The sequence below is a fragment of the Mesorhizobium sangaii genome (assembly GCF_014207355.1).
GTDB lineage: Bacteria > Pseudomonadota > Alphaproteobacteria > Rhizobiales > Rhizobiaceae > Mesorhizobium > Mesorhizobium sangaii.
The window spans coordinates 982,295-1,006,422 of sequence record NZ_JACHEF010000002.1 but is presented as its reverse complement, the minus strand read 5'-3'; the positions used below and the strand labels follow the sequence as shown (position 1 = coordinate 1,006,422).

General features: G+C 62.9%; 28 protein-coding genes. 12 read left to right on the top strand and 16 right to left on the bottom strand.

All coding sequences use genetic code 11. The features are described 5' to 3' along the window. Positions 1-64 precede the first annotated feature (64 nt). From HNQ71_RS13990 to HNQ71_RS13975, 4 genes are all read right to left on the bottom strand, one after another. Positions 65-1,051 carry a Gfo/Idh/MocA family protein gene (locus tag HNQ71_RS13990; RefSeq protein WP_184873110.1) on the bottom strand — a complete coding sequence of 329 codons (987 nt, stop codon included), beginning with the start codon at positions 1,049-1,051 and terminating at the stop codon, positions 65-67. A gap of 79 nt (positions 1,052-1,130) precedes the next feature. Further along, positions 1,131-1,706, bottom strand: a complete 576-nt coding sequence (locus HNQ71_RS13985; RefSeq protein WP_184873109.1) for a YceI family protein — start codon at positions 1,704-1,706, stop codon at positions 1,131-1,133. A 71-nt stretch (positions 1,707-1,777) separates the two neighbouring features. Continuing rightward, positions 1,778-2,356, bottom strand: a complete 579-nt coding sequence (locus tag HNQ71_RS13980) for a cytochrome b (RefSeq protein ID WP_184873108.1) — start codon at positions 2,354-2,356, stop codon at positions 1,778-1,780. A 161-nt stretch (positions 2,357-2,517) separates the two neighbouring features. After that, positions 2,518-3,408, bottom strand: a complete 891-nt coding sequence (locus tag HNQ71_RS13975) for a LysR family transcriptional regulator (RefSeq protein ID WP_184873107.1) — start codon at positions 3,406-3,408, stop codon at positions 2,518-2,520. A gap of 96 nt (positions 3,409-3,504) precedes the next feature. Between HNQ71_RS13975 and HNQ71_RS13970 the strand changes: the two genes are divergently transcribed. Then, complete coding sequence (locus HNQ71_RS13970; protein WP_184873106.1) at positions 3,505-4,500, top strand: aldo/keto reductase; 996 nt, start codon at positions 3,505-3,507, stop codon at positions 4,498-4,500. Between the two features lie 253 nt (positions 4,501-4,753). Here HNQ71_RS13970 and HNQ71_RS13965 read toward each other — a convergent pair whose 3' ends face one another. The 8 genes from HNQ71_RS13965 to infC all read right to left on the bottom strand — a co-directional run bounded on the left by HNQ71_RS13965 (position 4,754) and on the right by infC (position 11,731). Continuing rightward, complete coding sequence (locus tag HNQ71_RS13965; RefSeq protein WP_184873105.1) at positions 4,754-5,356, bottom strand: nucleotidyltransferase family protein; 603 nt, start codon at positions 5,354-5,356, stop codon at positions 4,754-4,756. Between the two features lie 39 nt (positions 5,357-5,395). Next, the gene (gene pheT / locus HNQ71_RS13960; protein ID WP_184873104.1) at positions 5,396-7,804 is read right to left on the bottom strand and encodes a phenylalanine--tRNA ligase subunit beta; all 2,409 of its coding nucleotides are present in this window, start codon (positions 7,802-7,804) and stop codon (positions 5,396-5,398) included. After that, positions 7,801-8,223 carry a GFA family protein gene (locus tag HNQ71_RS13955; RefSeq protein ID WP_184873103.1) on the bottom strand — a complete coding sequence of 141 codons (423 nt, stop codon included), beginning with the start codon at positions 8,221-8,223 and terminating at the stop codon, positions 7,801-7,803. Before HNQ71_RS13955 ends, pheT begins: the two co-directional genes overlap by 4 nt. Further along, positions 8,220-9,305 (bottom strand): phenylalanine--tRNA ligase subunit alpha, encoded by a 1,086-nt coding sequence (gene pheS, locus HNQ71_RS13950; RefSeq protein ID WP_184873102.1) that lies wholly within the window; start codon positions 9,303-9,305, stop codon positions 8,220-8,222. The genes HNQ71_RS13955 and pheS overlap by 4 nt, the downstream gene beginning before the upstream one ends. Positions 9,306-9,402: 97 nt before the next feature. Continuing rightward, positions 9,403-9,804 (bottom strand): 50S ribosomal protein L20, encoded by a 402-nt coding sequence (gene rplT / locus HNQ71_RS13945; protein WP_023672281.1) that lies wholly within the window; start codon positions 9,802-9,804, stop codon positions 9,403-9,405. Positions 9,805-9,841: 37 nt separating this feature from the next. After that, positions 9,842-10,045, bottom strand: a complete 204-nt coding sequence (gene rpmI / locus HNQ71_RS13940; RefSeq protein WP_006201248.1) for a 50S ribosomal protein L35 — start codon at positions 10,043-10,045, stop codon at positions 9,842-9,844. Between the two features lie 227 nt (positions 10,046-10,272). Further along, the gene (locus tag HNQ71_RS13935) at positions 10,273-10,899 is read right to left on the bottom strand and encodes a methyltransferase family protein (RefSeq protein WP_184873101.1); all 627 of its coding nucleotides are present in this window, start codon (positions 10,897-10,899) and stop codon (positions 10,273-10,275) included. A 295-nt stretch (positions 10,900-11,194) separates the two neighbouring features. Continuing rightward, complete coding sequence (gene infC, locus HNQ71_RS13930) at positions 11,195-11,731, bottom strand: translation initiation factor IF-3 (protein WP_010912915.1); 537 nt, start codon at positions 11,729-11,731, stop codon at positions 11,195-11,197. A gap of 206 nt (positions 11,732-11,937) precedes the next feature. Here infC and HNQ71_RS13925 point away from each other — a divergent pair, with 206 nt between their 5' ends. Then, positions 11,938-12,708, top strand: coding sequence for an alpha/beta hydrolase (locus HNQ71_RS13925; protein ID WP_184873100.1), 771 nt, complete (start codon positions 11,938-11,940; stop codon positions 12,706-12,708). Then, the gene (locus HNQ71_RS13920) at positions 12,708-13,892 is read left to right on the top strand and encodes a benzoate/H(+) symporter BenE family transporter (protein ID WP_184873099.1); all 1,185 of its coding nucleotides are present in this window, start codon (positions 12,708-12,710) and stop codon (positions 13,890-13,892) included. Before HNQ71_RS13925 ends, HNQ71_RS13920 begins: the two co-directional genes overlap by 1 nt. Positions 13,893-13,980: 88 nt before the next feature. Here HNQ71_RS13920 and HNQ71_RS13915 read toward each other — a convergent pair whose 3' ends face one another. After that, positions 13,981-14,994, bottom strand: coding sequence for a 1-aminocyclopropane-1-carboxylate deaminase (locus HNQ71_RS13915; protein WP_184873098.1), 1,014 nt, complete (start codon positions 14,992-14,994; stop codon positions 13,981-13,983). A 162-nt stretch (positions 14,995-15,156) separates the two neighbouring features. Here HNQ71_RS13915 and HNQ71_RS13910 point away from each other — a divergent pair, with 162 nt between their 5' ends. From HNQ71_RS13910 to HNQ71_RS13900, 3 genes are all read left to right on the top strand, one after another. Then, complete coding sequence (locus HNQ71_RS13910) at positions 15,157-15,621, top strand: Lrp/AsnC family transcriptional regulator (protein ID WP_184873097.1); 465 nt, start codon at positions 15,157-15,159, stop codon at positions 15,619-15,621. A 225-nt stretch (positions 15,622-15,846) separates the two neighbouring features. Next, positions 15,847-16,329, top strand: coding sequence for a DUF2852 domain-containing protein (locus HNQ71_RS13905; protein WP_095083163.1), 483 nt, complete (start codon positions 15,847-15,849; stop codon positions 16,327-16,329). 98 nt (positions 16,330-16,427) lie between these two features. Further along, positions 16,428-17,186 (top strand): M48 family metallopeptidase, encoded by a 759-nt coding sequence (locus HNQ71_RS13900; protein ID WP_184873096.1) that lies wholly within the window; start codon positions 16,428-16,430, stop codon positions 17,184-17,186. Positions 17,187-17,280: 94 nt separating this feature from the next. Here HNQ71_RS13900 and HNQ71_RS13895 read toward each other — a convergent pair whose 3' ends face one another. Beyond that, complete coding sequence (locus HNQ71_RS13895) at positions 17,281-17,499, bottom strand: hypothetical protein (protein ID WP_184873095.1); 219 nt, start codon at positions 17,497-17,499, stop codon at positions 17,281-17,283. Positions 17,500-17,612: 113 nt separating this feature from the next. On the opposite strand from HNQ71_RS13895, the gene HNQ71_RS13890 reads away from it, so the two are divergent. The 6 genes from HNQ71_RS13890 (at position 17,613) to HNQ71_RS13865 (ending at position 23,319) form a co-directional block, all read left to right on the top strand. Continuing rightward, the gene (locus tag HNQ71_RS13890; RefSeq protein ID WP_184873094.1) at positions 17,613-18,272 is read left to right on the top strand and encodes a phosphoribosylanthranilate isomerase; all 660 of its coding nucleotides are present in this window, start codon (positions 17,613-17,615) and stop codon (positions 18,270-18,272) included. Positions 18,273-18,359: 87 nt separating this feature from the next. Next, the gene (trpB, locus tag HNQ71_RS13885) at positions 18,360-19,610 is read left to right on the top strand and encodes a tryptophan synthase subunit beta (RefSeq protein WP_184873093.1); all 1,251 of its coding nucleotides are present in this window, start codon (positions 18,360-18,362) and stop codon (positions 19,608-19,610) included. Between the two features lie 2 nt (positions 19,611-19,612). After that, positions 19,613-20,452, top strand: coding sequence for a tryptophan synthase subunit alpha (gene trpA / locus HNQ71_RS13880; protein WP_184873092.1), 840 nt, complete (start codon positions 19,613-19,615; stop codon positions 20,450-20,452). A 48-nt stretch (positions 20,453-20,500) separates the two neighbouring features. Then, a complete protein-coding gene (accD, locus tag HNQ71_RS13875) occupies positions 20,501-21,427 on the top strand; it encodes an acetyl-CoA carboxylase, carboxyltransferase subunit beta (protein ID WP_095083177.1) in 927 nt (308 codons plus the stop codon). Between the two features lie 119 nt (positions 21,428-21,546). Next, the gene (locus HNQ71_RS13870; protein ID WP_184873091.1) at positions 21,547-22,872 is read left to right on the top strand and encodes a bifunctional folylpolyglutamate synthase/dihydrofolate synthase; all 1,326 of its coding nucleotides are present in this window, start codon (positions 21,547-21,549) and stop codon (positions 22,870-22,872) included. A gap of 27 nt (positions 22,873-22,899) precedes the next feature. Continuing rightward, a complete protein-coding gene (locus HNQ71_RS13865; protein WP_184873090.1) occupies positions 22,900-23,319 on the top strand; it encodes a VOC family protein in 420 nt (139 codons plus the stop codon). Positions 23,320-23,348: 29 nt separating this feature from the next. On the opposite strand, the gene HNQ71_RS13860 is transcribed toward HNQ71_RS13865, so the two are convergent. Continuing rightward, on the bottom strand, positions 23,349-23,630 hold the full coding sequence (locus HNQ71_RS13860) for a cupin domain-containing protein (RefSeq protein ID WP_095083181.1): 282 nt from the start codon (positions 23,628-23,630) through the stop codon (positions 23,349-23,351). A 133-nt stretch (positions 23,631-23,763) separates the two neighbouring features. Continuing rightward, the gene (gene trxA / locus HNQ71_RS13855) at positions 23,764-24,087 is read right to left on the bottom strand and encodes a thioredoxin (protein ID WP_013891648.1); all 324 of its coding nucleotides are present in this window, start codon (positions 24,085-24,087) and stop codon (positions 23,764-23,766) included. Positions 24,088-24,128: the final 41 nt, after the last annotated feature.

Genomic DNA, 24,128 nt, shown 5'->3' with positions numbered 1-24,128 from the left:
CTAAAGCAACTCCAGGAATTGTGAAACGGTTTTCCGTCCGGAATTGCGTCAAACAGAGGGCTGGCTAGACGGCCTCCCAACCTTCCTTGCCGCCAGCGCGGAAGATGGCGTCGATGACCTTCTGGTTGAGCACGGATTCTTCCAGCGTGAAGACCCGCTCCTTGCCACCCTGTGCGGCCCGCGCGAAGGTCTCGACCTCCAGCCGGTACTGCTGGGTGCCGGGAAAGCGGAATACCTGCGCCTCCGTGTGGTTCTGGTTGTGCAGTTCGACGCGGTGATGGTCGTAGAGCCCGGCGTTGAAGGGCGAAAACACCTCGATGAAACCCTTCTCGCCATGGAACACCATGACCTGGCGCGCCGCCATCTGCGTCGACAGGTAGAAGGACAGCTCGAAGTCGCCGAAATCTGCGCGGATCGAGGAATAGATGTCGGTGCCGAATGTCTTGTCGCGCTCGATCGTCGCCTGGACGCGCAACGGCTCCTTGCCAGTGGAAAAGCGCGTCGAGACGGTGGGGTATACGCCGATGTCGGGCAGCGCGCCGCCGCCGAGATCGAGCTTGTTGCGCATGTTGTTGGGATCGACGTTGTAATAGGAGAAGGCGCCCTGCACGTGCCGCAGCCGGCCGATGGCGCCGCTGGCGATGAGATCGCGCACCTTGATCCATTGCGGGTGGTAGATGACCATGAAGGCTTCGCAGACCAGCACCTTCTTGGCATCGCGCAGCTTGATCAGCGGCAGAATGTCCTTGGCGTCGAGCGCCAGCGGCTTTTCGACCAGCACGTGCTTGCCGGCCTCGATCGCCTTGGCCGCCCATTCGACGTGTTGGGAGGTCGGCAGCGGGATGTAGACGCCGTCGACCTCGCTGGAGGCGAGCAGGTCCTCATAGGAGCCGAAGGCATGGCGCGCGCCGAAGCGCTCTGCCAGTGCCTTGGCTTTCGATAAATCGCGGCTGGCAATCGCCGACAGAACGCCGTTCTCCGCGTCGACCATTGCCGGCAACAACTGCTCGCGGCCGATCTTGGCCGTCGACAACACACCCCATCGGAACATCAGGCCTCTCCATAGCGATTGCAGGCGACGAGGTTTGCCCGAAATCTCAGGAAAAGCCAATGACCGGGACTGCCTGGTTTCAGCCCCGTTTGCCCGTCAGCGTCATGTCGAAGTCGACGATGTTGGAATAGATCGGCGTGCCGACATCCATGCCGTAGCGTGACCTGAGCACCTGGCCGGTGACATGGAATTTTATCGTGCCGGCCTTCAGACCGCCAAGCTCGGCCGTGAACTTTTCCGGGAATGTCTTGCCGCGCGCCGTCAGCCGGCCGCTGACCAGCGCCGTGGTGTCGCTGGTGCGGGTCACGCTGGTCGAGCGGAACTGGATCTCAGGGCTGTCGGCGGCATCGAACACCGCGTCGGAGCGCAGGAAGGCATCGATGCGGCCCTGGCCGGTGCCGACGCTTTCGGGAAATATGGTGAAATTGACCTGCGAGCGGGCGACGTCGCTGTTGTCGATGCGGATCGAGCCTTTGAAGCGGCCGAAGGCGCCATCGAGGCCGCCGCCACCGACCTTGCCGATGGAAAAGCGGATCGAGGAGTTGGCCGGGCTGATCGCGTAGCTGCCGGCGGCATCACCAAGCGCTATTGCCGCTGAAGCCGGCATGGCAAGACAAACGGCGACCGCCGCAAATCCGAGGATACGCGTGTACATTGAGGTGTTCCTTGTTGTAGGCAGCGCATTTCCTGCGCGCCCTCACCCAATGAACGAATGACCCCACCGCTCTATTCCGCACTGTCCTCTGACGAAGGCGTGATCATGCGAGTGAGCACGCCATCCCTGAGCTGGAAATGATGACGCAGCGCCGCCGCGACATGCAGTACGACCAGGGCCATGCCGGCATAGGCGAGATACCAATGCGCTGACGCCCAGAAGTTTTCGGCCGCATCCGATTCGGCCAGCGGCAGGTTCGGCATGAGGAAAAGATTGAACGGCAGGCTGGGTATCTCCAGCATCGACACCGACACCAGCGCCCAGCCGGACAAGGGTAGGGCCAGTTGAAACGCGTAGAGAGCAAGGTGAGCGAGCGGCGCGGCCCGCCGCTCCAAGGTTCCAACCGAGCGCGGCAGCGCCGGCGCCGCATTGCCGAAGCGCCAGGCGATGCGCAGGATTACCAGCCCGAGCAGCAGAAAGCCGAGGGATTTGTGCAGTTGGATCAGTTCGAAGGCAGTGCGCTGGCTGGTCAGCCGCACCATGATGAAGCCGAGCCCGAACTGGCCGATGAAGATCAGCGCAATCAGCCAGTGAAGAATGATCGCACCCCAGCCATAGCGGGTCGTGCTGTTGGTGATCGATGCATGCATGGGACGTGAACGAATGCCGGGGCGACTTTCTTCCTTCGCTTCACCCTCCCCTTGCTCGCAGCGGAGATTGCAAGACGGGGCGCGCCCTACGAGACCCCCGCTTCGCAACGCCGCCTTGCGGCATTTGCAGCGCGACCCTCCCCACAAGGGAGAGGGTGAAGTTATCCGCTCACCTTGAAGAAATCGACGAAGGCGCGCAGCGCCGGCCGCATCTGGCGGCGGCTGGGATAGTAGACGAAGAACCCGTCGAAAGGCGGGCACCAGTCCTCCAGCACGCGGATCAGTCGGCCATCGGCGAGTGGCGTGCGGATATAATCCTCGAAGACGAAGGCGAGCCCGGCGCCGTCGACGGCCGCCCGGGCGATCAGATGGTCCTCATCGAGGACAAGCGGTCCCTGCACGGCCATCTCGATCGCCTTGCCGCCCTTCTCGAACTCCCACCGGTAGAGGATGCCGCTGGAGAAACGAAAGCGGATGCAGCGATGATCGGCAAGGTCTCGCGGATGATGCGGTCTCGGCATGGCCGCGAAATAGGATGGCGCGCCGACCACCGCGCCGCGAATGTCCGGCCCGATGCGCACCGCGATCATGTCGCGCTGCAAGCTCTCGCCGAGCCGCACACCGGCATCGAAACCGCCCTCGACGACATCGGTGAAGCGGTCCTCGATGACGATCTCCAGCACGATATCGGGATAGGCCGCGGCAAAGGCGCCGAGCCGTGGCGTCAGCACCAGATGTGCTGCCGTGCGCGGCACGCTGAGCCGCAGATTCCCGGTCGGCCGGTCGCGCGCCTCGACCGCCGTCTCCAGAGCCAGGTCGATCTCGGAAAGGGCCGGCCGCAACCGTTCAAGCAGTTGCGCGCCCTCCTCGGTCGGGGCGACGCTGCGGGTGCTGCGCGCCAGAAGACGAACGCCCAGTCGCGCCTCGAGGCTGGACACCGCATGGCTGACCGCCGATGGCGCGATGGCCAATTCCCTGGCCGCGCCGCGAAAGCTGCCGCATTGGGCAACGGTTGCCAGCACGGCCAATTGGGACAGATGCGCTCGGTTCATTGATCTATTCTTTGGAACAGCCCGTGCAAATGAGAGACGATTATCGAACACAAAGCAAGGCGCTATCTCTGTCGCATCACAACAAGGAGATGCCTGATGCAAACCCGCAAGCTAGGAACTGAATTGAACGTGTATCCCGTCGGCCTCGGCTGCATGGGGATGAGTTTCGTCTATGGCGGCCAGCCGGAGGCCGACGCGATCGCCACGTTGCACCGCGCCGTCGAGATCGGCGTCAACTTCTTCGATACGGCGGAAGTCTATGGCCCCTACGAGAACGAGATCCTGCTCGGCAAGGCTCTGAAGTCGGTTCGTGACAAGGTGACCATCGCCACCAAATTCGGCTTCAAGATTTTGGAGGAAGGTACCGGCATCAACCGTATGGCCGGCGTCGACAGCCGTCCCGAGCACGTCAAAGCCGTCGCCGAGGCCTCGCTGAAGCGGCTCGGCACCGATGTCATCGATCTCTACTACCAGCACCGCGTCGATCCCAATGTGCCGATCGAGGATACGGTCGGCGCCATGGCCGAACTGGTGCGCGAGGGCAAGGTGCGCGCGCTCGGCCTGTCGGAGGCCAGTGCCGCGACCATCCGCCGGGCGCATGCCGTGCATCCGATATCAGCCGTGCAGAGCGAATATTCGCTGTGGAGCCGTGACCCGGAAGACGAAGTGTTCGCTGTCTGCCGCGAACTCGGCATCGGCTTTGTCCCCTACAGCCCACTCGGCCGTGGCCTTTTGACCGGCACGATCGCCAAGCCCGAGGCCTTGGGCGACGACGACTGGCGGCGTGGCCTGCCGCGCTTCCAGGCCGACGCCATGGCGGCCAATGCCGCTGTCATCGCGACGCTGGAAAAGATGGCGGCTGAAAGGGGCGTGACCTCGGCGCAGCTGGCGCTGGCCTGGGTGCTGCACCAGGGCGATTTCATCGTGCCGATCCCCGGGGCGCGAAAAATCCGCCATCTGGAGCAAAACACGGCGGTGGCTGGGATCGAGCTGAGCACGGCCGAGGTGCAAGCCATCGGCGATGCGCTGTCGCCGGATAAGGTCGTCGGCAAGCGCTACACCGAGGAGCTGCTGGCGCTGGTGAATGGGTGAAAACGGAAGAATTGGCAGATTAGAAGGGCGCTTCGGCGCCTCCTTTCTTCGACAGTGCAGAAGGTGCGAGATGACGGCGCGAAACACCCCTCTCTGTCCTGCCGGACATCTCCCCCTCAAGGGGGGAGATTGGATGTCACCGCGGGTTTCGCCAATCGCCAGTGTTGAAGGAAGGGCTGGACGGCAAAGCCGCCAATCTCCCCCTCGAGGGGGAGATGCCCGGCAGGAAAGAGGGGGCGCTGTCCCGCCGACATCACCAAGGATAGACAGTGATCTCCGGCCAGTAGGCCTTCGCACGCGCCCCCTTGGCCTCATGCGTCTGCCGGTTGTCCATCACCCGGTTCGGCGTAATGCGAAACGAGAAGATGTCGTCGAGGCCAAACGGCGCCACGAGGTCGAGCTGCCCATCCGCGTCGAAACGGACGCCGACCGCATGGGTTTTGGAGGCGAAGTGGCGGACCGAGTCGCTGGAACTCGTGTAGTGCGGGCACGACTGTCCGAACTTCAGGGGATACCAGAGATGGACCCGCGCCTGGTTGCGCACCTCGACCGGCAGGGGCAGCTCGGCGAAGACCGGAGCGACAGCGGCGATCACGCCATCCTCAGCCTCATAGGAGAGGTCGCTCTCATCGAAATAGAACAGGTCGACATCCCTGATGCCATAACCCGATGGCTTGCCGGTCAGCTCGTTCCAGACGGAGTTGTAGAGCGCGCCGGAGACCAGGAGCCAGTCGGGCAAGGCAAGACGCCGCGCCCGACCCAGAGCGTCACTCAGCAACGCATCTCTCGACACAATGTCGAGAAACGCTGCACGTTGTGCTTCGAACGGGAGCCCTGAATGGCGTAAATGGTCCATCGCCCTTTGGAGGGCGATTCGCCTCTTGCCCGCAATCCCTCAAGTCCTGAGCACACCGCCCGTCTGCTTGCCGACATTCTCGATGATCCGCTTGGCCAAGGCTTCGAAATCCTCGTCGGTCAGCGTCTTCTCGACAGGCTGGATCGACACCTCGATGGCGATCGACTTCTTGGCCGCGCCGAGTGACGCACCTTCGAAAATGTCGAAGACCGAGACTGCTGTGATCAGCTTCTTGTCGGCGGCGAGGGCGGCGCGAACCAGCGTGCCTGCCTCGACCGTCCTGTCGACCACGAACGCGAAATCGCGCTTGACCGCCTGGAAGGCGGACAGTTCTAGCTTCGGCTTGGTCTTGGTCGGCTTGGCCTTCGGCTCGGGCACGGCGTCGACGAACACTTCGAAGCCGCAGAGCGGGCCGGAGGCATCCAGCCCTTCAAGCGTCTTCGGGTGGAATTCGCCGAAAGTACCGAGGACGGTTTTCGGCCCGAGCTTAATCGTGCCGGATCGGCCGGGATGATACCAGGCCGGGCCGCCGGCCTCGACCTGCAATCGCTCGACCGGTGCGCCGCAGGCTTCGAGCGCGGCGATCGCATCGGCCTTGGCGTCGAACACGCCCACGGCGCCTGAATTGCCGGCCCAGTTGCGGCCGGAGCCGTCGAGCTTGGCGGTGCCACGCCGCACGCCGGCGGCAACGCGCCGCTGCTGGTCGGCGCCGTCGCCCTCATAGGTGCCCGACACTTCGAACAAAGCGACGTCGCCGATGCCCCTGTCGGCGTTGCGCTGGGCAGCGGCGATCAGCCCCGGCAGCAGCGACGGCCGCATGTCGGACATGTCGGCGGCGATCGGGTTGGCAAGCTTCAGCGCGGTCTGGCCGCCGCCGAACAGTTCGGCGTGCCTGGCCGGAATGAACGACCAGGTGACGGCCTCCATCATGCCGCGCACGGCAAGCGCACGCTTGGCCGTGCGGGTGCGGACCTGCAGCGTTGTGAGGATCCTGGCATTGACCGCATCATGCGCACCGAGCGGCTGCGGCGCGATGTTGTCGACGCCATGGATGCGCATCACCTCCTCGACCAGGTCGGCCTTGCCGTCGACATCAGGGCGCCATGACGGCACGGCGACGTTGACAACATCGCCCGAGCCCTGCGGCTCGAAGCCGAGGCGCGACAGGATATCGAGGCTTTCCGCCCTTGGCACCTCGATGCCGGTCAGCCGCTTCACTTCCGACAGCGGGAAGGAGACGATCTTGGGCTGGTAGCCGGCATAGCCCGCCACCTCGATCTCCGTCGGCGTGCCGCCACAGAAATCGAGCACCAGCCTGGTCGCCAGTTCGACGCCGGGAACCATGAATTCAGGGTCGACGCCGCGCTCGAAGCGGTAGCGCGCGTCGGTGATGATGCCGAGCGTGCGACCAGTGCGAGCGGTGGTGATCGGATCCCAAAGGGCCGATTCGATCAGCACGTCTGACGTGTTCTCGTCACAGCCCGAATGCTCGCCGCCCATGATGCCGGCGATCGACTCGACGCCGTCCTCATCGGCGATGACACACATCTCCGGCGTCAGCGTGTATTCGCGGCCGTCGAGCGCCAGCACCTTTTCGCCATCGCGTGCGCGGCGCACGGTCAGGTTGCCGGCAACCTTCCTGGCGTCGAACACATGCAGCGGCCGGCCGCGGTCGAAGGTGACATAGTTGGTGATGTCGACCAGCGCACTGATCGGCCGCAGCCCAATGGCGATCAATCGCTGCTGCAGCCATTTCGGCGATGGACCGTTCTTGACGCCACGCACCAGCCGCAGCGCGAAACCGGGGCAGAGCTCCGGCGCTTCAATCGCCACCTTGACCGGCGTCTCGCCTTTGCCGGGGATCTCCTCGATCGCAGCGCTCTTCAACGTACCAAGCCCGCTCGCCGCCAGATCCCGGGCGATGCCGTAGACGCTGGTGGCGTCCGGCCGGTTCGGCGTCAGGTTGATCTCGATGACCGGATCGTCGAGATGCGCATAGGCGGCAAAGCTGGTGCCGACAGGCGCGTCCTCGGGCAGATCGATGATGCCGTTGTGCTCGTCGGAAAGCTGCAGCTCGCGCTCCGAACACATCATGCCATGGCTTTCGACGCCCCTGATCTTGCCGACCGTCAGCGTCACGTCGATGCCGGGCACATAGGCGCCGGGCGCTGCAAAGGCGCCGATCAGGCCCGCACGGGCGTTCGGCGCGCCGCAGACGACCTGCACGGGCGGCTTGCCGTCGCCGGTATCGACGGTGAGCACGCGCAGCCGGTCGGCATCGGGATGCTGCACCGCCGTCAGCACCTTGGCGATGACGAACGGTTTCAGGCTCGACTTGTCGTCGACATGCTCGACTTCGAGGCCGATCGAGGTCAGCCGCTCGACGATCTCGTCGAGCGTGGCGTAGGTCTCGAGATGGTCCTTGAGCCAGGAGAGGGTGAATTTCATGGGACTGTTCCGTCTGGTCTTTTGACGCTTGTTTTCGAATATCTCGGCAGGTCGTCGGGCATGTGCAGGAAGGGAAGCTGCTCACTGACATAGGCATGCAGCGTCGGCGGGAAATCGGCCGGCACGTCCATGGCGCCGAGCGTGAAATAGATGACGTCCTCCAGCCGCTCGTCGACATAGGCGATCGGCGAGCCGCATATGCCGCAGAAGGAGCGCGTCACCGGCCCGTTCTCGTACATCTTCAGCGCCTTGCCGGTGAACGCCACCTGATCGACCGGGAAGCCGACAAAGGCCGATACCGGCGCGCCGCTCGCCCGCCGGCAATCGCCGCAATGGCAATAGCTGACGTGGTGCGGTTCGGCCGAGACCTCGAACCGCACGGCGCCGCAGCGGCAGCCGCCGGCGTGGGCGGCTGTCATGCGCTCAGGCCTCCGAACAGCGTCGGCATGTCGAGCGGCCGGAACCCGTAATGCGACAGCCAGCGCACGTCGGCATCGAAGAAGGCGCGCAGGTCCGGCATGCCGTATTTCAGCATGGCGATGCGGTCGATGCCCATGCCCCAGGCAAAGCCCTGGTATTCGTCCGGGTCGAGCCCGCCATGGCGCAGCACATTGGGATGCACCATGCCGCAGCCGAGGATCTCCATCCAGTCGGATCCTTCGCCAAAGCGCACTTCGCCGGGCCGCGAACGGTCGCACTGGATGTCGACCTCAAGGCTCGGTTCGGTGAACGGGAAGAAGGACGGCCGGAACCGCATCTTTACCGAGGGCACTTCGAAGAAGGCCTTGCAGAACTCCTCCAGCACCCACTTCATGTTGGCGACATTGGCCGTCTTGTCGATCACCAGCCCCTCGACCTGATGGAACATCGGCGAGTGGGTGGCGTCCGAATCCTGCCGGTAGGTCTTGCCCGGAATGACGATGCGGATCGGCGGCTTCTTCGTCTCCATGGTGCGGATCTGCACCGGCGAGGTGTGGGTGCGCAAAAGCTTGCGCTCGCCCTTCTCGTCAGGCTGGAAGAAGAAGGTGTCGTGCATCTCGCGCGCCGGATGGCCTTCGGGGAAATTCAGCGCGGTGAAATTGTAATAGTCGGTCTCGATGTCCGGGCCCTCGGCGATCGAGAAGCCGAGGTCGCCGAAGATCGCCGCAATCTCGTCGATGACCTGGCTGATCGGATGGATGCGGCCGCGCTCGGCGGGCGACTGCCGCACCGGCAAGGTCACGTCGACCTTTTCGGCGGCCAGGCGGGCGGTGATCGCCACATCCTTCAGCTCGGCCCGTCGCAACGAGAGCGCATCGGTAACGCGGTTCTTGAGGCCGTTTATGGCCGGACCCTTCAGCTGGCGCTCCTCGGCGCTCATCGCGCCAAGCGTCTTCAGCATCTCGGAAACCGAGCCCTTCTTGCCCAGCGCCGAAACGCGCACAGCCTCGATCGAGGCCTCGTCCGCGGCGGATGCGATATCAGCCATCAGGGAATTTTCGAGAGTTTCCATGTCACTCATGTTCCAGACCCGATTGAAGGCATAAGAAAAACCCGCGCCAGCCGTGCCAGCGCGGGTTCCCCAAATCAGAATTTCGAATGCTTGGGAAGCGCTGGTCTTAAGCGACAGCGCTTTCAAAAGCGTTCGGCGTGGTGTTCTTCAGATATTCGAGGGCAACCTTGGCCTTGGCCACGAGTGCGGCGAAAGCCTGCGGCTCATGGATGGCCATGTCCGACAGGATCTTGCGATCGATCTCGATACCCGACTTGTTGAGGCCGTCGATGAAGCGGCCATAGGTCAGGCCGTGCTCGTGCGTCGCGGCGTTGATGCGCTGGATCCACAGCGCGCGGAACGAGCGCTTGCGGTTCTTGCGGTCGCGATACGCGTACTGCATCGACTTTTCCACCGCCTGCTTGGCGATGCGGATGGTGTTCTTGCGGCGGCCGTAGAAGCCTTTGGCGGCTTTCAGGACCTTCTTGTGCTTGGCGTGCGAGGTGACGCCTCTCTTTACGCGTGCCATGTCATGATCTCCTTAAAACGTGTCCGGACCGAATGCCTTAGAGGCCGTTCGGCAGAAAATTCTTGATGACCTTCTTGCCATCCGGTTCAGCCAGAACCATCGTGCCGCGGGCATTTCGAATGAACTTGTTGGAACGCTTGATCATGCCGTGACGCTTGCCGGCCGCAGCCGACAGGACTTTACCCGTACCTGTGATCTTGAACCGCTTTTTGGCGGCGGACTTGGTCTTCATCTTGGGCATTTTGCTACTCCGTTTCTTTGAGGTCGCTGTCCGTGCCTTTGGCAGGCAGCACCTCTTGTTTTGTTCGCTTCAGGCCGACCAAAGCCCGAAAAGCAAATGAAACCGCCACGGCATGCCCTGCCGGGCGGTTTTTTGGAACGCGGTCCTATACGTCAAAGCAGGCGGCTGTGCAACACCCACTACGCCGCTCGTTCCCTGAACGCTGGGACGCGACGCGCGGCCCTTGATCAGGGGAGCGTAAACCAGACCGGCAGCATGCCCGACTGCTGGGCGCCGTCGATAAGTTCGAAAGCCGGCAGCGCCATCAGGAACACCAGGCCGTCGAGCAGCGTGGTCAACAGCAGGCGCGGCTTGAAGCTGCCCGTATCGCCCTCCTGGTAGAGGGAAAGTTTCGGAAAGAAGCGCGGCACCCGCGCCAGATAGGCCTGATAGGGCGCGCCGAGCGTTTCCTTGAGGAATTTCTCTTCGCGCAGGATGACGATATGGAAGGCGCCCGCGCACAGAACAGCAAAGAGAATGATGCCGGAGAACGAACCGATCTGCGCGCCGACGCCGGCCGCAGCCAGGGTCGAGAACACATAGAGCGGATTGCGGGTGATCGAGTAGGGCCCGCCCGTCACAACTTCGGAAGATTTGCGCCCGCCTATGTAGAGCGTCGACCAAAGGCGACCGATGATGCCGAGAAAAATCAGCAGCACGCCGAACATTTCGATCGTCTCGTGCATCGCCGTATCGGGCGGGAAGGTCGATTGGCCAAACAGCAGTGCGGCGAACAGTACGACCACGAGAACGGCCAGCACTATCCTGCGCGTTTGCTGGTAGTTACCCAGCCCGTATTTGAGTTCTTTGTCCAAGGGAGGAATCCGATCGTCGAGAAGCCTAATGCATTCGCCCAAAAGTGGCCCTGGTTTTGGGAGGACGACATGCATGAAAACAGAGCCGGCGATCGCAGCTGTGGCCAGGAAGCAGGCGTCCCGCCGATCGCCGGGACGCCCTGTACTACAATTCAGGCGGATTTAGAGCGCGATGACCAGGCCTGACGTCATCGTGATCTCGGTGTGTTGACGTTCAGGCGATGCCAGCCTGCAAACGGCAGCTTCCTGTGCTTCCCACCATTTTCGGCTCGGCCTGACCTGAATCTCACTGCACCTAGCGCGGCGCCAGCACCATCATCATCTGGCGGCCTTCGAGCTTCGGTTCCGCTTCGACCTTGGCGATGGTCGCCACTTCCTCGCGAACCTTGTTCAGAAGCTGCATGCCGAGTTCCATATGCGCCATCTCGCGGCCTCGGAAACGCAATGTCAGCTTGACCTTGTCGCCTTCCTCGAAGAAGCGGCGAACCGCCTTCATCTTCGTCTCGTAGTCATGGCTGTCGATGTTGGGGCGCATCTTGATCTCCTTGATCTCGATGACCTTCTGGTTCTTGCGCGCCTCGGCCGCCTTCTTCTGGTTGGCGTATTTCAACTTGCCGAGATCGAGGATTTTCACGACGGGGGGCACCGCATTGGGCGATATCTCGACGAGATCGAGCCCGGCCTCTTCGGCGAGCAGCAATGCGTCGTTGATGGAAACATCGCCGCGGTTCTGGCCTTCGGCGTCGATAAGCTGGACCCGGGGAACCCGGATGTCACGGTTGGAGCGCGGGCCATCCTTGGTCGGCGCCGCTGCTTTGAAAGGTCTGCGAATGGTCGTGGTCTCCTTGGCCGTTTCGTTCGGGGTTTGTCAGGCTTGATGCGTGGACGCGCCAATGTGGTGAGCGCGCGGGCGGAGTCAATAGCACAGCGTCGACAGAAAATCACCCTGATCGCTGGCCTGCACCAAACAAAGAAATAGAGCGAGCACTTTCCGCCTCGCCGCTGGCTGTGCCAAAAGCGATGCGTGAGGAAAAAGCCATGACTGCCATGCCCCCAACCTTTCTGGATGTCGACGGAACGAGCATCGCGGTGCGCCATGCAAAAGGTGCCGCGCCCGGCATCGTCTGGCTCGGCGGCTACAAGTCGGACATGCTCGGCACGAAGGCGCAGACGCTATCGGATTGGACCGAAAAGGAAGGCCGCGCGTTTCTGCGCCACGATTATTCGGGCCATGGCGAATCAGGCGGCGCCTTTGCCGACGGCACGATTTCGACATGGCTTGCGCAAAGCCTTGCCGTGTTCGGGCGTTTCACACAAGGCAGGCAGATCCTGGTCGGCTCCTCGATGGGGGCCTGGATTGCGCTGCGCATGGTGCAGGAATTGCGCAAGGCGGGCGACAGCAATGTCGCCGGCCTGGTGCTGCTGGCGCCGGCGCCCGATTTTACCGCTGAGCTGGTCGAGCCGGCGCTGACCAAGGCGCAGAAACGCGCGCTCGCCGAAAAAGGCTTCTTCGAGGAGCCGTCGGACTATTCCACAGAGCCTTACATCTACACAAACGCGCTGATCGAGGATGGACGCAACAACCTGGTGATGACAGGCCCGATCGACACGCATTGCCCGGTGCACATCCTGCAGGGACTGGCCGATGCGGACGTGCCGGCAAGCCACGCGCTGAAGCTGGTCGGCCTGCTGCCCTCCGACGACGTGACCTTGTCACTGATCCCCGAGGGCGATCATCGGCTGTCGCGACCGCAGGATCTCGACATGCTGGTGCGGTCCGTCGATGCGATGGCGCGGAAGGGAAACTGATGCGCCTTTCCATTCCGATATCCGCTTTTGTCGCGGCAATCGTCGGCTTCGGCGGCACGCTGGCCATCGTCATCGCCGCCGCCAAGGCGGTCGGCGCGACACAGATCGAGACCGCGAGCTGGGTGACGGCGATCTGCCTGGCGATGACAATCGAATGCCTGTGGCTATCCTGGCGCACGAAGATGCCGGTCATCACCGCCTGGTCGACACCGGGCCTGGCGCTGATCGCCGCGTCGAGCAGCTTCTCGATGGGCGAAGCGGTCGGCGCCTTCATCGTCACCGGCATCCTCTTGATCGCCACCGGCCTGTTCGGACCGCTGACACGGCTGATCGCCAGGATCCCGCCTTCGGTGGCATCGGGCATGCTGGCCGGCATCCTCGTCAGCTTCGCCATCAACGCGATTAAGGCCATCCCCACCGATCCCTGGCTGATCCTGCCGCTGATCGCGGCCTTCTTCGTCATTCGCTTGTTTAATCCGGCGGTGTCGGTGCTGGTGGTGCTGATCGGCGGCGGCCTTGCCGCTTTCTTGACCGGCCGCGTCGGCGGCTTGCCGACACCGGAACTGTCGACGCTGACGCTGATCGCGCCGCACTTCAGCGTCGCCGCGACCGTCGGCCTGGCGCTGCCGCTCTACCTCGTCACCATGGCTTCCCAAAACCTGTCCGGCCTCGCCGTGCTGCGCGCCGCCGGCTATCACCCGGAGCCCGGCCCGCTGATCGGCGTCACCGGCCTGTTTTCGCTGCTGTCGGCGCCGTTTGGCGGCTCGACCACCAATCTGGCGGCGATCTCGGCGGCGATCTGCACCGGGCCGGACGTCCACCCCGACCCCGCCGAACGCTGGAAGACCGGCCCATTCTATGCGCTCGCCTATCTTGTCTTCGCCATCTTCGGTGCGTCGCTGGTGGCGATCTTCGCCGTTCTGCCACAGAGCCTTATCGTGCTGGTGGCGGGTCTCGCGCTGATGGCGCCGCTTGCCAACGCCCTGTCGATCGCGCTCAAGGAGGAAGGTCACCGTATGGCCGCCACCGTCACCTTTGCCGTCACCGCTTCGGGTTTGACGCTGTTCGGCGTCGGCGCGGCATTCTGGGGCCTGGTCGCCGGGGTGGTCGTGCTTTTCCTCGAAGAACTCAAAATGCGGCAATCGTTTCAGCCGCTTATCCGGATTTGGCGGACATTGTCCTGAATCGCCGCCTTTCCCCTTCCCATCCACCGCAACATGCTGCGGCGGGCGGGATGGTCGTCCGAGGTCACCTGCCACGCCCTGCGGGCATTCAGCCATTGCGAAACGTATAAGCATAGCCGTTGATGGCTGGAGCGCCGCCAAGGTGGGCGTAAAGCACCTTCGACCTTTCGGGGAAATAGCCCTTCCTAACGAGGTCGATCATGCCCTGCATGGATTTTCCCTCGTAGACAGGATCGGTAATCATGCCTTCAAGGCGCGCGCAGAGACGGATCGCTTCCTTCGTCTCCTGCGAGGGCACGCCGTAGACCGGGTAGGCATAATCCTCGATGAGGATCACATCGTCTTCACTGAGTTCCTTGCCGAGTTCGACCAGCGTCGCCGTGGACCGCACGATGTCCAGCACTTGCGCTTTGGTCTGCGCCGGGGTGCAAGATGCGTCGATGCCGATTACCTTGCGCTCGCGACCGTCCTTGGCGAAGCCGACCACCATGCCGGCATGGGTAGAGCCGGTGACGGTACAGACGACGATGTAGTCGAAGGCAAGGCCGAGTTCCTTCTCCTGCGCGCGCACCTCTTCGGCGAAGCCGACATAGCCCAGGCCGCCATATTTATGCACCGAAGCCCCGGCCGGAATCGGATAAGGTTTGCCGCCTTTGGCTTTCACATCGGCGATCGCCTGTTCCCAGCTTTCCCTGATTCCGATGTCGAAGCCCTCATCGACCATCTGGACATCGGCGCCCATGATCCGGCTCAAAAGGATGTTGCCGACGCGGTCATAGACGGCGTCCTCGTGGGGCACCCAACTTTCTTGCACGAGGCGGCATTTCATGCCGATTTTCGCCGCCACGGCTGCCACCATGCGCGTATGGTTGGATTGTACGCCGCCGATCGAAACCAGCGTGTCGGCGTTTGAGGCGATCGCGTCAGGAATGATGTATTCGAGCTTGCGCAGCTTGTTGCCGCCGAAGGCGAGGCCGGAATTGCAATCTTCCCGCTTGGCGTAGAGATCGACCTTGCCGCCGAGATGAGCGCTGAGCCGATCCAGTTTCTCGATATGGGTCGGTCCAAATGTGAGCGGATAGCGTTCGAACTTCTCCAACATGAGAGATCCTCCTCTGATTGTGATTTTGATGCTGGAAACACTATCAGTTTTCTCCTGAAAGGTGCTCTCTAAGAACGATCGGAAAATGCCTGAAATCTAACTTTCTGGCTCCAATATGCTATATTACTTCGATAAACCGCCTCAATAACGGAAGAATCTTCCATGAAGGCATCGCTCGACCGGATCGACCTCAAAATGTTGCGCCTGCTCCAGGACAATGGGCGGCTGACCAATGCGGAGCTGGCGCAGTCGGTTGCTGTCAGCCCGGCGACGTGCCACCGCCGCACACAACGCTTGTTCGATGAAGGCTACATCAGCCATGTCAGGGCAGTGGTGATGCCGCAGAAAGTCGACAGAGGCGCGCTGGTGATGGTTGGCGTCGTGCTCGACCGCTCGACCCCGGAAAGTTTCGCGGAATTCGAGAAGGCAGTCGCGAAACTGAAGTTCATTCTTGATTGCCATCTGGTGGCAGGCGACTTCGACTATTTTCTGAAGATCAGGGTCGGCGACATGGCGGACTTCAACCGGATCCACGGGGATCAGCTGATCGCATTGCCCGGCGTTCGCCAGACGAGGACGTTCTTCGTCATGAAGGAGGTCGTCGACAACGCGCCACTGGATTTTTGAAAGGAATGGGTTCCCGCCGATGCATCAAACCATAGCACCGCCGGCGGCATTGCCACTGTTCCTCATGCCTGGTCGTGCTTTTCTTCGATACGCTCGAAAAGCGATAATCATTTCATGAGCTTGTCCGGTTTTAGCCGATACTGTCTTGAATCGCCGTTTTCTCCTTCCCATTTCGATTCCACGCAGCCGGATTTTGGCTGTCTCCAACCGAAGGAATGGGAGAAAATGAACACATCTGCATTGATCCGTCCGGCCTGGACGCCGGCAACCATCGCGTTGATGGTGATCGGTTTCATGGTGTTCTGGCCACTCGGCTTCGCCATGCTTGCCTACATCATCTGGGGCGACCGCCTCGATGGTTTCAAGCGTGACGTCAACCGCGCCACCGACGGCATCTTCGCCGGCTGCCGCCGCGGTTCCGACAAGGCTGCGCGCTGGGGCCACGGCTCCGCCCGCACCGGCAACGTCGCTTTCGACGACTGGCGCGAAAAGGAACTGGAGCGCCTCGCCGAGGAACGCCGCAAGCTCGACGAGATGCTGACCGAGTTCGACGACTACGCCCGCGAATTGCGCCGTGCCAAGGACCAGGACGAGTTCGACCGCTTCATGGCCAACCGCAACAAGTCGACGGCGCCGACGAAGACCGACCCGAGCACCGGGACGACCACCACCAAGCGTGGCAAGGGTTCGAACCTGCTTGACGACTGAGGCCCGGCGACAGGCCAAGGTATGATGACGGCGTCGCGGGAGCGGCGCCGTTTCTTTTTTGTTCTATTCGTTTTTCTCGAATCGCGTATCGTCCCGCCATGACCCTCGGATTCTTCCGCAATCTGACAAAGCCCAAGCCCACGCCCGTCGTGGAGCGCGAATATTGCGTGGCCGGCCGTACCTTGCCGCTCAAGATCGTCGAGAACGACCGCGCAAGGCGGCTGACGCTGCGCATCGATTCGGGCGGTAAGGGCCTGCGCATCACCGTGCCGCCGGGCCTGCGCCGCGGCGAGGTGGAGAAGTTCCTCGACCGTCACCAGGACTGGCTGGAGCAGCGGCTGGCCAAGGTGCCGGCACGGCCGCAGGTGCGGCCGGGCATCAAGATCCCCGTACGCGGCGTGCCGCACCGCATCGTCCATGAGCCTTCGAAGCGCGGCACTGTGACCATATCGAGCGACGAGCGCGGTCCGTTGTTGATCGTGCATGGCGACCGCGTGCACCTGCCGCGCCGCATCGCCGATTTCCTCAAGCGCGAGGCCAAGCGCGAGATCGAGAAGCTGGTGGGCAAACACACGCTGGCGCTCGGCAAGCGCGCCAAGGCGATCCGCTTCAAGGACACGTCGAGCCGCTGGGGCTCCTGCACCTCCGACGGCAATCTGTCGTTTTCCTGGCGCATCATGATGGCGCCGTCGCCTGTCATAAACTACCTCGTCGCGCATGAAGTGGCGCATCTCAAGGAGATGAACCACGGTCCGAAATTCTGGAAACTGTGCGAGCAGCTTTGCCCGGATACCGAGCGCTGCAAGGCCTGGCTGAAGCGCAATGGCGGCGCGCTGCAAGCGATTGCGTTCGAGTAGGCCCTGGGTAAGGGCGGCGGAGAAGGCCGTGTGTAGCGATCCTTCCCACCCCCTCTGGCCGGCCGGCGTTTACACTTTTACTGACCGCCCGAGCTCAATCGTCATTCGCCGCGTTGAGTTCCTCCGGCCGCAGCCCCTCATCGCCATGATGCGGCCACGGCAGGAAGTTGCCGTCGAATTCATCGCCGCCGAAATACTCCAACGCGCGATGGGCTTCGGCGCCGTTGAAGGCGGCCTTGGCCATCAGATGGGCAATGACCTCGCGCGCCTGCGCGATCTTCTGCCTGAGTTCGGCAACGGTTCTGTCAGCCATGGTCTTGCTCCCGCCTTGTGTCCCTGTCCTTCAATAGGTAGCGCCTTTGGCCTTGCCGGCAAACAGCATGCTTTTTCTCGACTCTTGGCGCTTTTCATGCCAATCCCCGCGCCATGGCGCTCGACATCAAGATTTGCGGCTTGAAGACCGACGGGGCAATGGCCGCGGCGCTGGCCGGCGGCGCCAGCCATGTCGGGTTTATTTTCTTCGCCAAAAGCCCGCGCTATGTCGAACCGGCCGAGGCTAGCCGTCTGCGCCAGGCGGCGCGCGGCAAGGCAAAAGCCGTGGCCGTCACCGTGGATGCCAGCGACGCCTTCCTGGACGAGATCGTGGCAGCGATGCAGCCCGATATGCTGCAGCTGCACGGCTCGGAAACGCCGCAGCGAGTGGCCGAGGTGAAAGCCCGCTACGGCTTGCCGGTGATGAAGGCGCTGTCGGTCAGCGAGGCTGCCGACCTCGAGCGGATAAAGCCGTTTGTCGGCGTTGCCGACCACTTCCTGTTCGACGCCAAGCCGCCAAAGGGCTCGGAACTGCCGGGCGGCAATGGCGTGGCCTACGACTGGCGCATCCTCACCGGCCTTGACGCCGGCGTCGATTACATGCTTTCCGGTGGACTCAACGCCGCCAATGTCGGCGATGCCCTTCGGCTTGCCAACCCGCCCGGAATAGACATTTCCTCCGGCGTGGAAAGCGCTCCGGGCGTCAAGGATCCGGCGCTGATCGAACAGTTTTTCCGGGCCGTCAGGGCAGCGCGCGACAACCGCGCCGCCTGACCGGCTCAAACCAGAGCATGTCCCGGAAAAGTGGGAACCGGTTTTCCGGCAAGGACATGCCCCCACATCGAGACCAGGAGATCGGCGATGGACAAGCCGGCGACACCCAATTCCTTCCGCACCGGACCCGACGAACAGGGCATGTTCGGCATTTTCGGCGGTCGTTTCGTTGCCGAAACGTTGATGCCGCTGATCCTCGACCTCGAGCGGCACTGGAATGAGGTCAAGGACGATCCGGACTTCAAGGCTGAACTCACCGACCTGTCGACCCACTATGCCGGGCGGCCGTCGAAGCTCTATTTTGCCGAGGGCCTGACCAAGCATCTGCGCGAGGTTTCCGCGGCCAAGGGCCTCGGTGGCGGCGCCAAGGTCTATTTCAAGCGCGAGGATTTGAACCACACCGGCTCGCACAAGATCAACAACTGCCTCGGCCAGATCCTGCTGGCCAAGCGCATGGGCAAGAAGCGCATCATCGCCGAGACAGGTGCTGGCCAGCATGGCGTGGCGTCGGCCACCGTCGCGGCGCGCTTCGGCTTTCCCTGCGTCGTCTATATGGGCGCGACCGACGTCGCCCGCCAAAGCCCGAACGTCTTCCGCATGAAGCTGCTCGGCGCCGAAGTGCGGCCGGTGACCGCCGGCCACGGCACGCTGAAGGACGCCATGAACGAGGCGTTGCGCGACTGGGTGACCAATGTCGAGGACACCTATTACCTGATCGGCACCGCCGCCGGGCCGCATCCCTATCCGGAGCTGGTGCGCGACTTCCAGTCAGTGATCGGCACCGAAGCCCGCGCCCAGATCCTCGAGCAGGAAGGCAGGCTGCCGGACACCATCATTGCCTGTGTCGGCGGTGGCTCGAACGCCATCGGCCTGTTCCATCCCTTCCTCGACGACAAGGATGTTCGCATCATCGGCATCGAGGCCGGCGGCCGTGGTCTCGACGGCATCGAGCACTGCGCCTCGATGAGCGCCGGCGCGCCTGGCGTGCTGCACGGTAACCGCACCTATCTCCTGCAGAATTCCGACGGCCAGATCATGGACGGCCATTCGATCTCTGCCGGACTCGATTACCCCGGCGTCGGCCCGGAGCATTCCTGGCTGCGCGATTCCGGCCGCGTCGAATATGTGCCGATCCTCGACGACGAGGCGCTGGAGGCCTTCAAGCTGACGACACGGGTCGAGGGCATCATCCCGGCGCTGGAATCGGCGCACGCCATCGCCCATGCGGTGAAGATCGTACCGGCCATGGACAAGGACCAGATCGTCATCGTCAACCTGTCCGGCCGTGGCGACAAGGACGTGCACACGGTTGCCAGCATGCTGGGCATGGAGATCTGATCATGACCACCCGCATCGACCGCCGCATGGCGAAGCTGAAGACCGAGGGCCGCCCGGCACTCGTCACCTATTTCATGGGCGGCGACCCCGACTACGACACGTCGCTGTCGATCATGAAGGCACTGCCTGGAGCAGGCGCCGACATCATCGAGCTCGGCATGCCGTTCTCCGATCCGATGGCCGATGGCCCGGCGATCCAGGCAGCGGGCCTGAGGGCGCTGAAAGGCGGCCAGACGCTGGTCAAGACGCTGAAGATGGCGTTGGAATTCCGCACCGGCGACAATGAAACGCCGATCGTGCTGATGGGCTACTACAATCCGATCTATATCTATGGCGTCGACCGCTTCCTCAAGGATGCGATCGCCAGTGGCATCGATGGGCTGATCGTCGTCGACCTGCCGCCGGAAATGGACGAGGAACTGTGCATTCCGGCGCTCAAGGCTGGCATCAACTTCATTCGGCTGGCAACGCCGACCACCGACGACAAGCGCCTGCCCAAGGTGCTGCAGAACACGTCGGGCTTCGTCTACTACGTGTCGATGACCGGCATCACCGGTTCGGCGCTGGCCGACACTGGCAAGGTGGCGGCGGCGGTGAAACGCATCAAGGGTCATACCGACCTGCCGGTCTGCGTCGGCTTCGGCGTCAAGACCGCCGAGCAGGCCCGCGTGATCGGCGCCAATGCAGATGGCGTCGTCGTCGGCACCGCGATCGTCAATGCGGTGGCCAATGTGCTGGGACCGAAGGGCGAAAAGACCGCCGACCCGGCCGAAGCCGTCGCCACGCTGGTCAGCGGCCTTGCGCAAGGCGTGCGCTCGGCCCGCCTTGCTGCCGCCGAATAGTTCTCCTACCTCTCTTCCCAAATCTTCGTCAGGACAGGAGCCGAAGCGATGAACTGGATCACCAATTACGTTCGCCCGAAGATCAATTCGATGCTCGGCCGGCGCACCGACATGCCCGAGAATCTCTGGATCAAGGATCCGGAGACCGGCGAGATGGTGTTCCACAAGGATCTGGAATCCAACCAGTTCGTCATTCCGTCCTCCGGACACCACATGAAGATTTCAGCCAAGGAGCGGCTGAAGTTCTTCTTCGACAACGGCAAGTACGAGACCCTAGACAACCCCAAGGTCATGCAGGATCCGCTGAAGTTCCGCGACGAGAAGCGGTATGTCGACCGGCTGAAGGACGCCAAGGCCAAGACCGGCTTGGAAGACGCCATCATCAACGCGCTGGGGACCGTCGAAGGCCTGCCGGTGGTGGTGACCGTGCAGGACTTCGCCTTCATGGGCGGCTCGCTCGGCATGGCCGCCGGTGACGCCATCGTGCACGGTTTCGAAGTCGCCTTGCAGCGCAAGCGGCCGCTGATCCTGTTCGCCGCCTCCGGCGGCGCACGCATGCAGGAAGGCATCCTGTCGCTGATGCAGTTGCCGCGCACCACGGTTGGTGTCGACCGACTGAAGGAAGCCGGCCTGCCCTACATCGTCGTCTTGACCAATCCGACCACCGGCGGGGTCACCGCCTCCTACGCCATGCTGGGCGACGTGCACATCGCCGAGCCGGGCGCGCTGATCGGCTTTGCCGGGCCGCGTGTCATCGAACAGACCATCCGGGAAAAGCTGCCGGACGGGTTTCAGCGCTCCGAATATCTCATGGAACACGGCATGGTCGACATGGTGGTGTCGCGCCTGGAGATGCGCCAGACCATCGCACGGCTGCTGAAGATGCTGCTCAAGCTGCCAGAGGAGCAAAAGCCGCTCGAGCCGGAAATCCTGCCGCCGGCTACAATTCCGGCCGAGGCGCGGCCACAGGCCTGACGCGACATTCTTCGCGCGAACAGCGATTGCGCCATGTCCGTGGCGCGCTGTAGCTTTTTGATTGCCATGGCCATTGTGAAACCGATTCTGGTTCCCGGGCCATGGACCAGGATTGTGCCATGAAAACGCTTGCCGCCGACCGCGAAATCGAAGCCCTGATGGCGCTTCACCCGAAAGGCTTCGACCTTTCGCTCGACCGCATTTCACGGTTGCTGGAGCGGCTCGATGACCCCCAGGACCGGCTGCCGCCGGTCATCCATATCGCCGGCACCAACGGCAAAGGCTCGTGCGCCGCGTTTTCACGCGCGCTGCTCGAGGCGGCGGACTACCGCGTCCATGTCCACACCTCGCCGCATCTGGTGAACTGGCACGAGCGTTACCGGCTGGCCGCCGATGGCGGCGGCAGGCTGGTTGACGACAGGGTGTTCGCCGATGCCATCGCCCGTGTCGCCAGGGCCAATGAAGGCGAGCATATCACCGTCTTCGAGATCCTCACCGCGGTCACCTTCCTGCTGTTTTCCGAACACCAGGCCGATGCCGCGATCATCGAGGTCGGGCTCGGCGGCCGTTTCGATGCCACCAATGTCATCAGGGAGCCGGCGGTTTCAGTCATCATGCCGGTGTCGCTCGACCACGAGGCCTATCTCGGCGACCGTGTCGAACTGATCGCCGCCGAAAAGGCCGGCATCATCAAGCGCGGCTGCCCGGTGGTCATCGGCGCGCAGGAAAGCGAGACGGCGCTGCAGGTTCTGATCGAGACCGCCGAGCGGCTTGAATGTCCGACCTTCGTCTACGGCCAGGATTTCCTCGCATTCGAGGAGAACGGCCGCATGGTCTATCAGGACGAAGACGGCTTGATGGACCTGCCGCCGCCACGGCTGCCCGGGCGCCACCAGTTCGCCAATGCGGCGGCGGCGATCGCGGCGGTCAAGGCGGCCGGCTTCGAGATCAGCCATCGCGCCGCCGAGAAGGCGATGACCAGCGTCGCCTGGCCCGGCCGGATGCAGAAGCTGGCGCAGGGCCGGCTGGCCGAACTGGCACCGAAGGGCGCCGACATCTGGCTCGACGGCGGCCACAATCCAGGCGCCGGCGTGGTGGTTGCCGAAGCGCTGGCCGAGCAGGAAGAGAAGAACCCGCGGCCGCTCTTCCTCATCTCGGGCATGATCAACACCAAGGACCAGAGCGGCTATTTCCGCGCCTTCAAGGGCCTCGCCCGGCATGTCTACACCGTGCCGGTGAGCCTCAGCGACGCCGGCGTGCCGAACGACGAACTGGCGATCCGCGCGACGGAAGCAGGGCTGACGGCCGAACCAGTGAGTTCCGTCGCCAGTGCGCTGATGCTGTTGCGCGACACCTGGGACGGTCCGGCGCCGCGCATCCTGATCGGCGGTTCGCTTTATCTGGCGGGTGCGGTGCTCGCCGAAAACGGCACGCCCCCGACCTGAGGTTGGCTTTCGGCGCAAGGAGCAGTCATGATCAAGGTCAAGCAGCTCGCTCACGTCTGCATCTTCGCCAATGATCTGGAGGCGACCAGAAGCTTCTATCGCGATGTCCTCGGCCTGGGCACCCAGTTCAATTTCCTGCGCGACGGCAAGATTTTCGGGTTCTACCTCGATTGCGGCGGTCGCAGCCACGTCGAGGTGTTCCAGAAGGACGGGGCCAGCTATAGCGACCTGAACCAGATCAACCACTTCTGCCTCGAAGTGGAAAGCATCGATGCAGCGATCGCTCATATCGGGTCGAAGGGCGTCGACGTCACGGCAAAGAAGCTCGCCTGCGACGACACCTACCAGGCCTGGATCCGCGACCCCAACGGCGTGAAGATAGAGCTGTTCGAATATACCGAAAAGAGTGCGCAATTCGTCGGAGGCGATCGTATCGCCGACTGGTAATCGCGCATGCCGCTCGATGGCCTTCGCGGTTACTTCAGTTCGATCTCGATGAAGGCGTATTCGCCCTCATTGGCGTTGATGACATCGTGTTCGACGCCCTCCTTGCGGAAATAGGGCGCGCCCTTCTTCATCTCGGCGAAGGATTCGCCGTCCTTGGTCAACAGCTTCACCTTGCCATCCATCAGCGGCACGACGACATAGTCGTGGCCGTGACGGTGCCAGCCGGTGTTGTCTCCCGGCGCAAAGCGGTATTCGGTGACGATGACCCGCTCATTGTCGATGAAGACGGTGGCCTTGGCGGATCCGGTCATGGGCGTTCTCCTTGCTTCTCGCGCCAAGAGAAGACATGGCGCGCACAGGCGTGAGGGCCAGAGCGGCCCACCGATGACGCCAACAAAAAAGCCCGGCGCGAGGCCGGGCTTGATATCAGGAATTTCGGACGGATCAGGCGAGGCTGCCATTGATCCAGTGCGACAGCGCGGTCTTGGGTGCGGCGCCAACCTTCATGTCGGCCACTTCGCCGCCCTTGAAGATCATCAGCGTCGGGATCGATCGCACGCCGAACTGAGCGGCCAGTTCGGGATTCTCGTCGATGTTCAGCTTGGCGATCTTCACCTTGGCACCGAGTTCGGTGGCGATGTCTTCGAGCGCGGGGGCGATCATCTTGCAGGGACCGCACCATTCCGCCCAGAAATCGACGACGACCGGTACGTTGGCGTTAAGTACATCGGCCTGGAAATTGCTCTTGTCGACCTTGACGGTGGTCATGCGGAAAATCCTTTCGAAAGTTTTCGTCGCACCAAATGTGG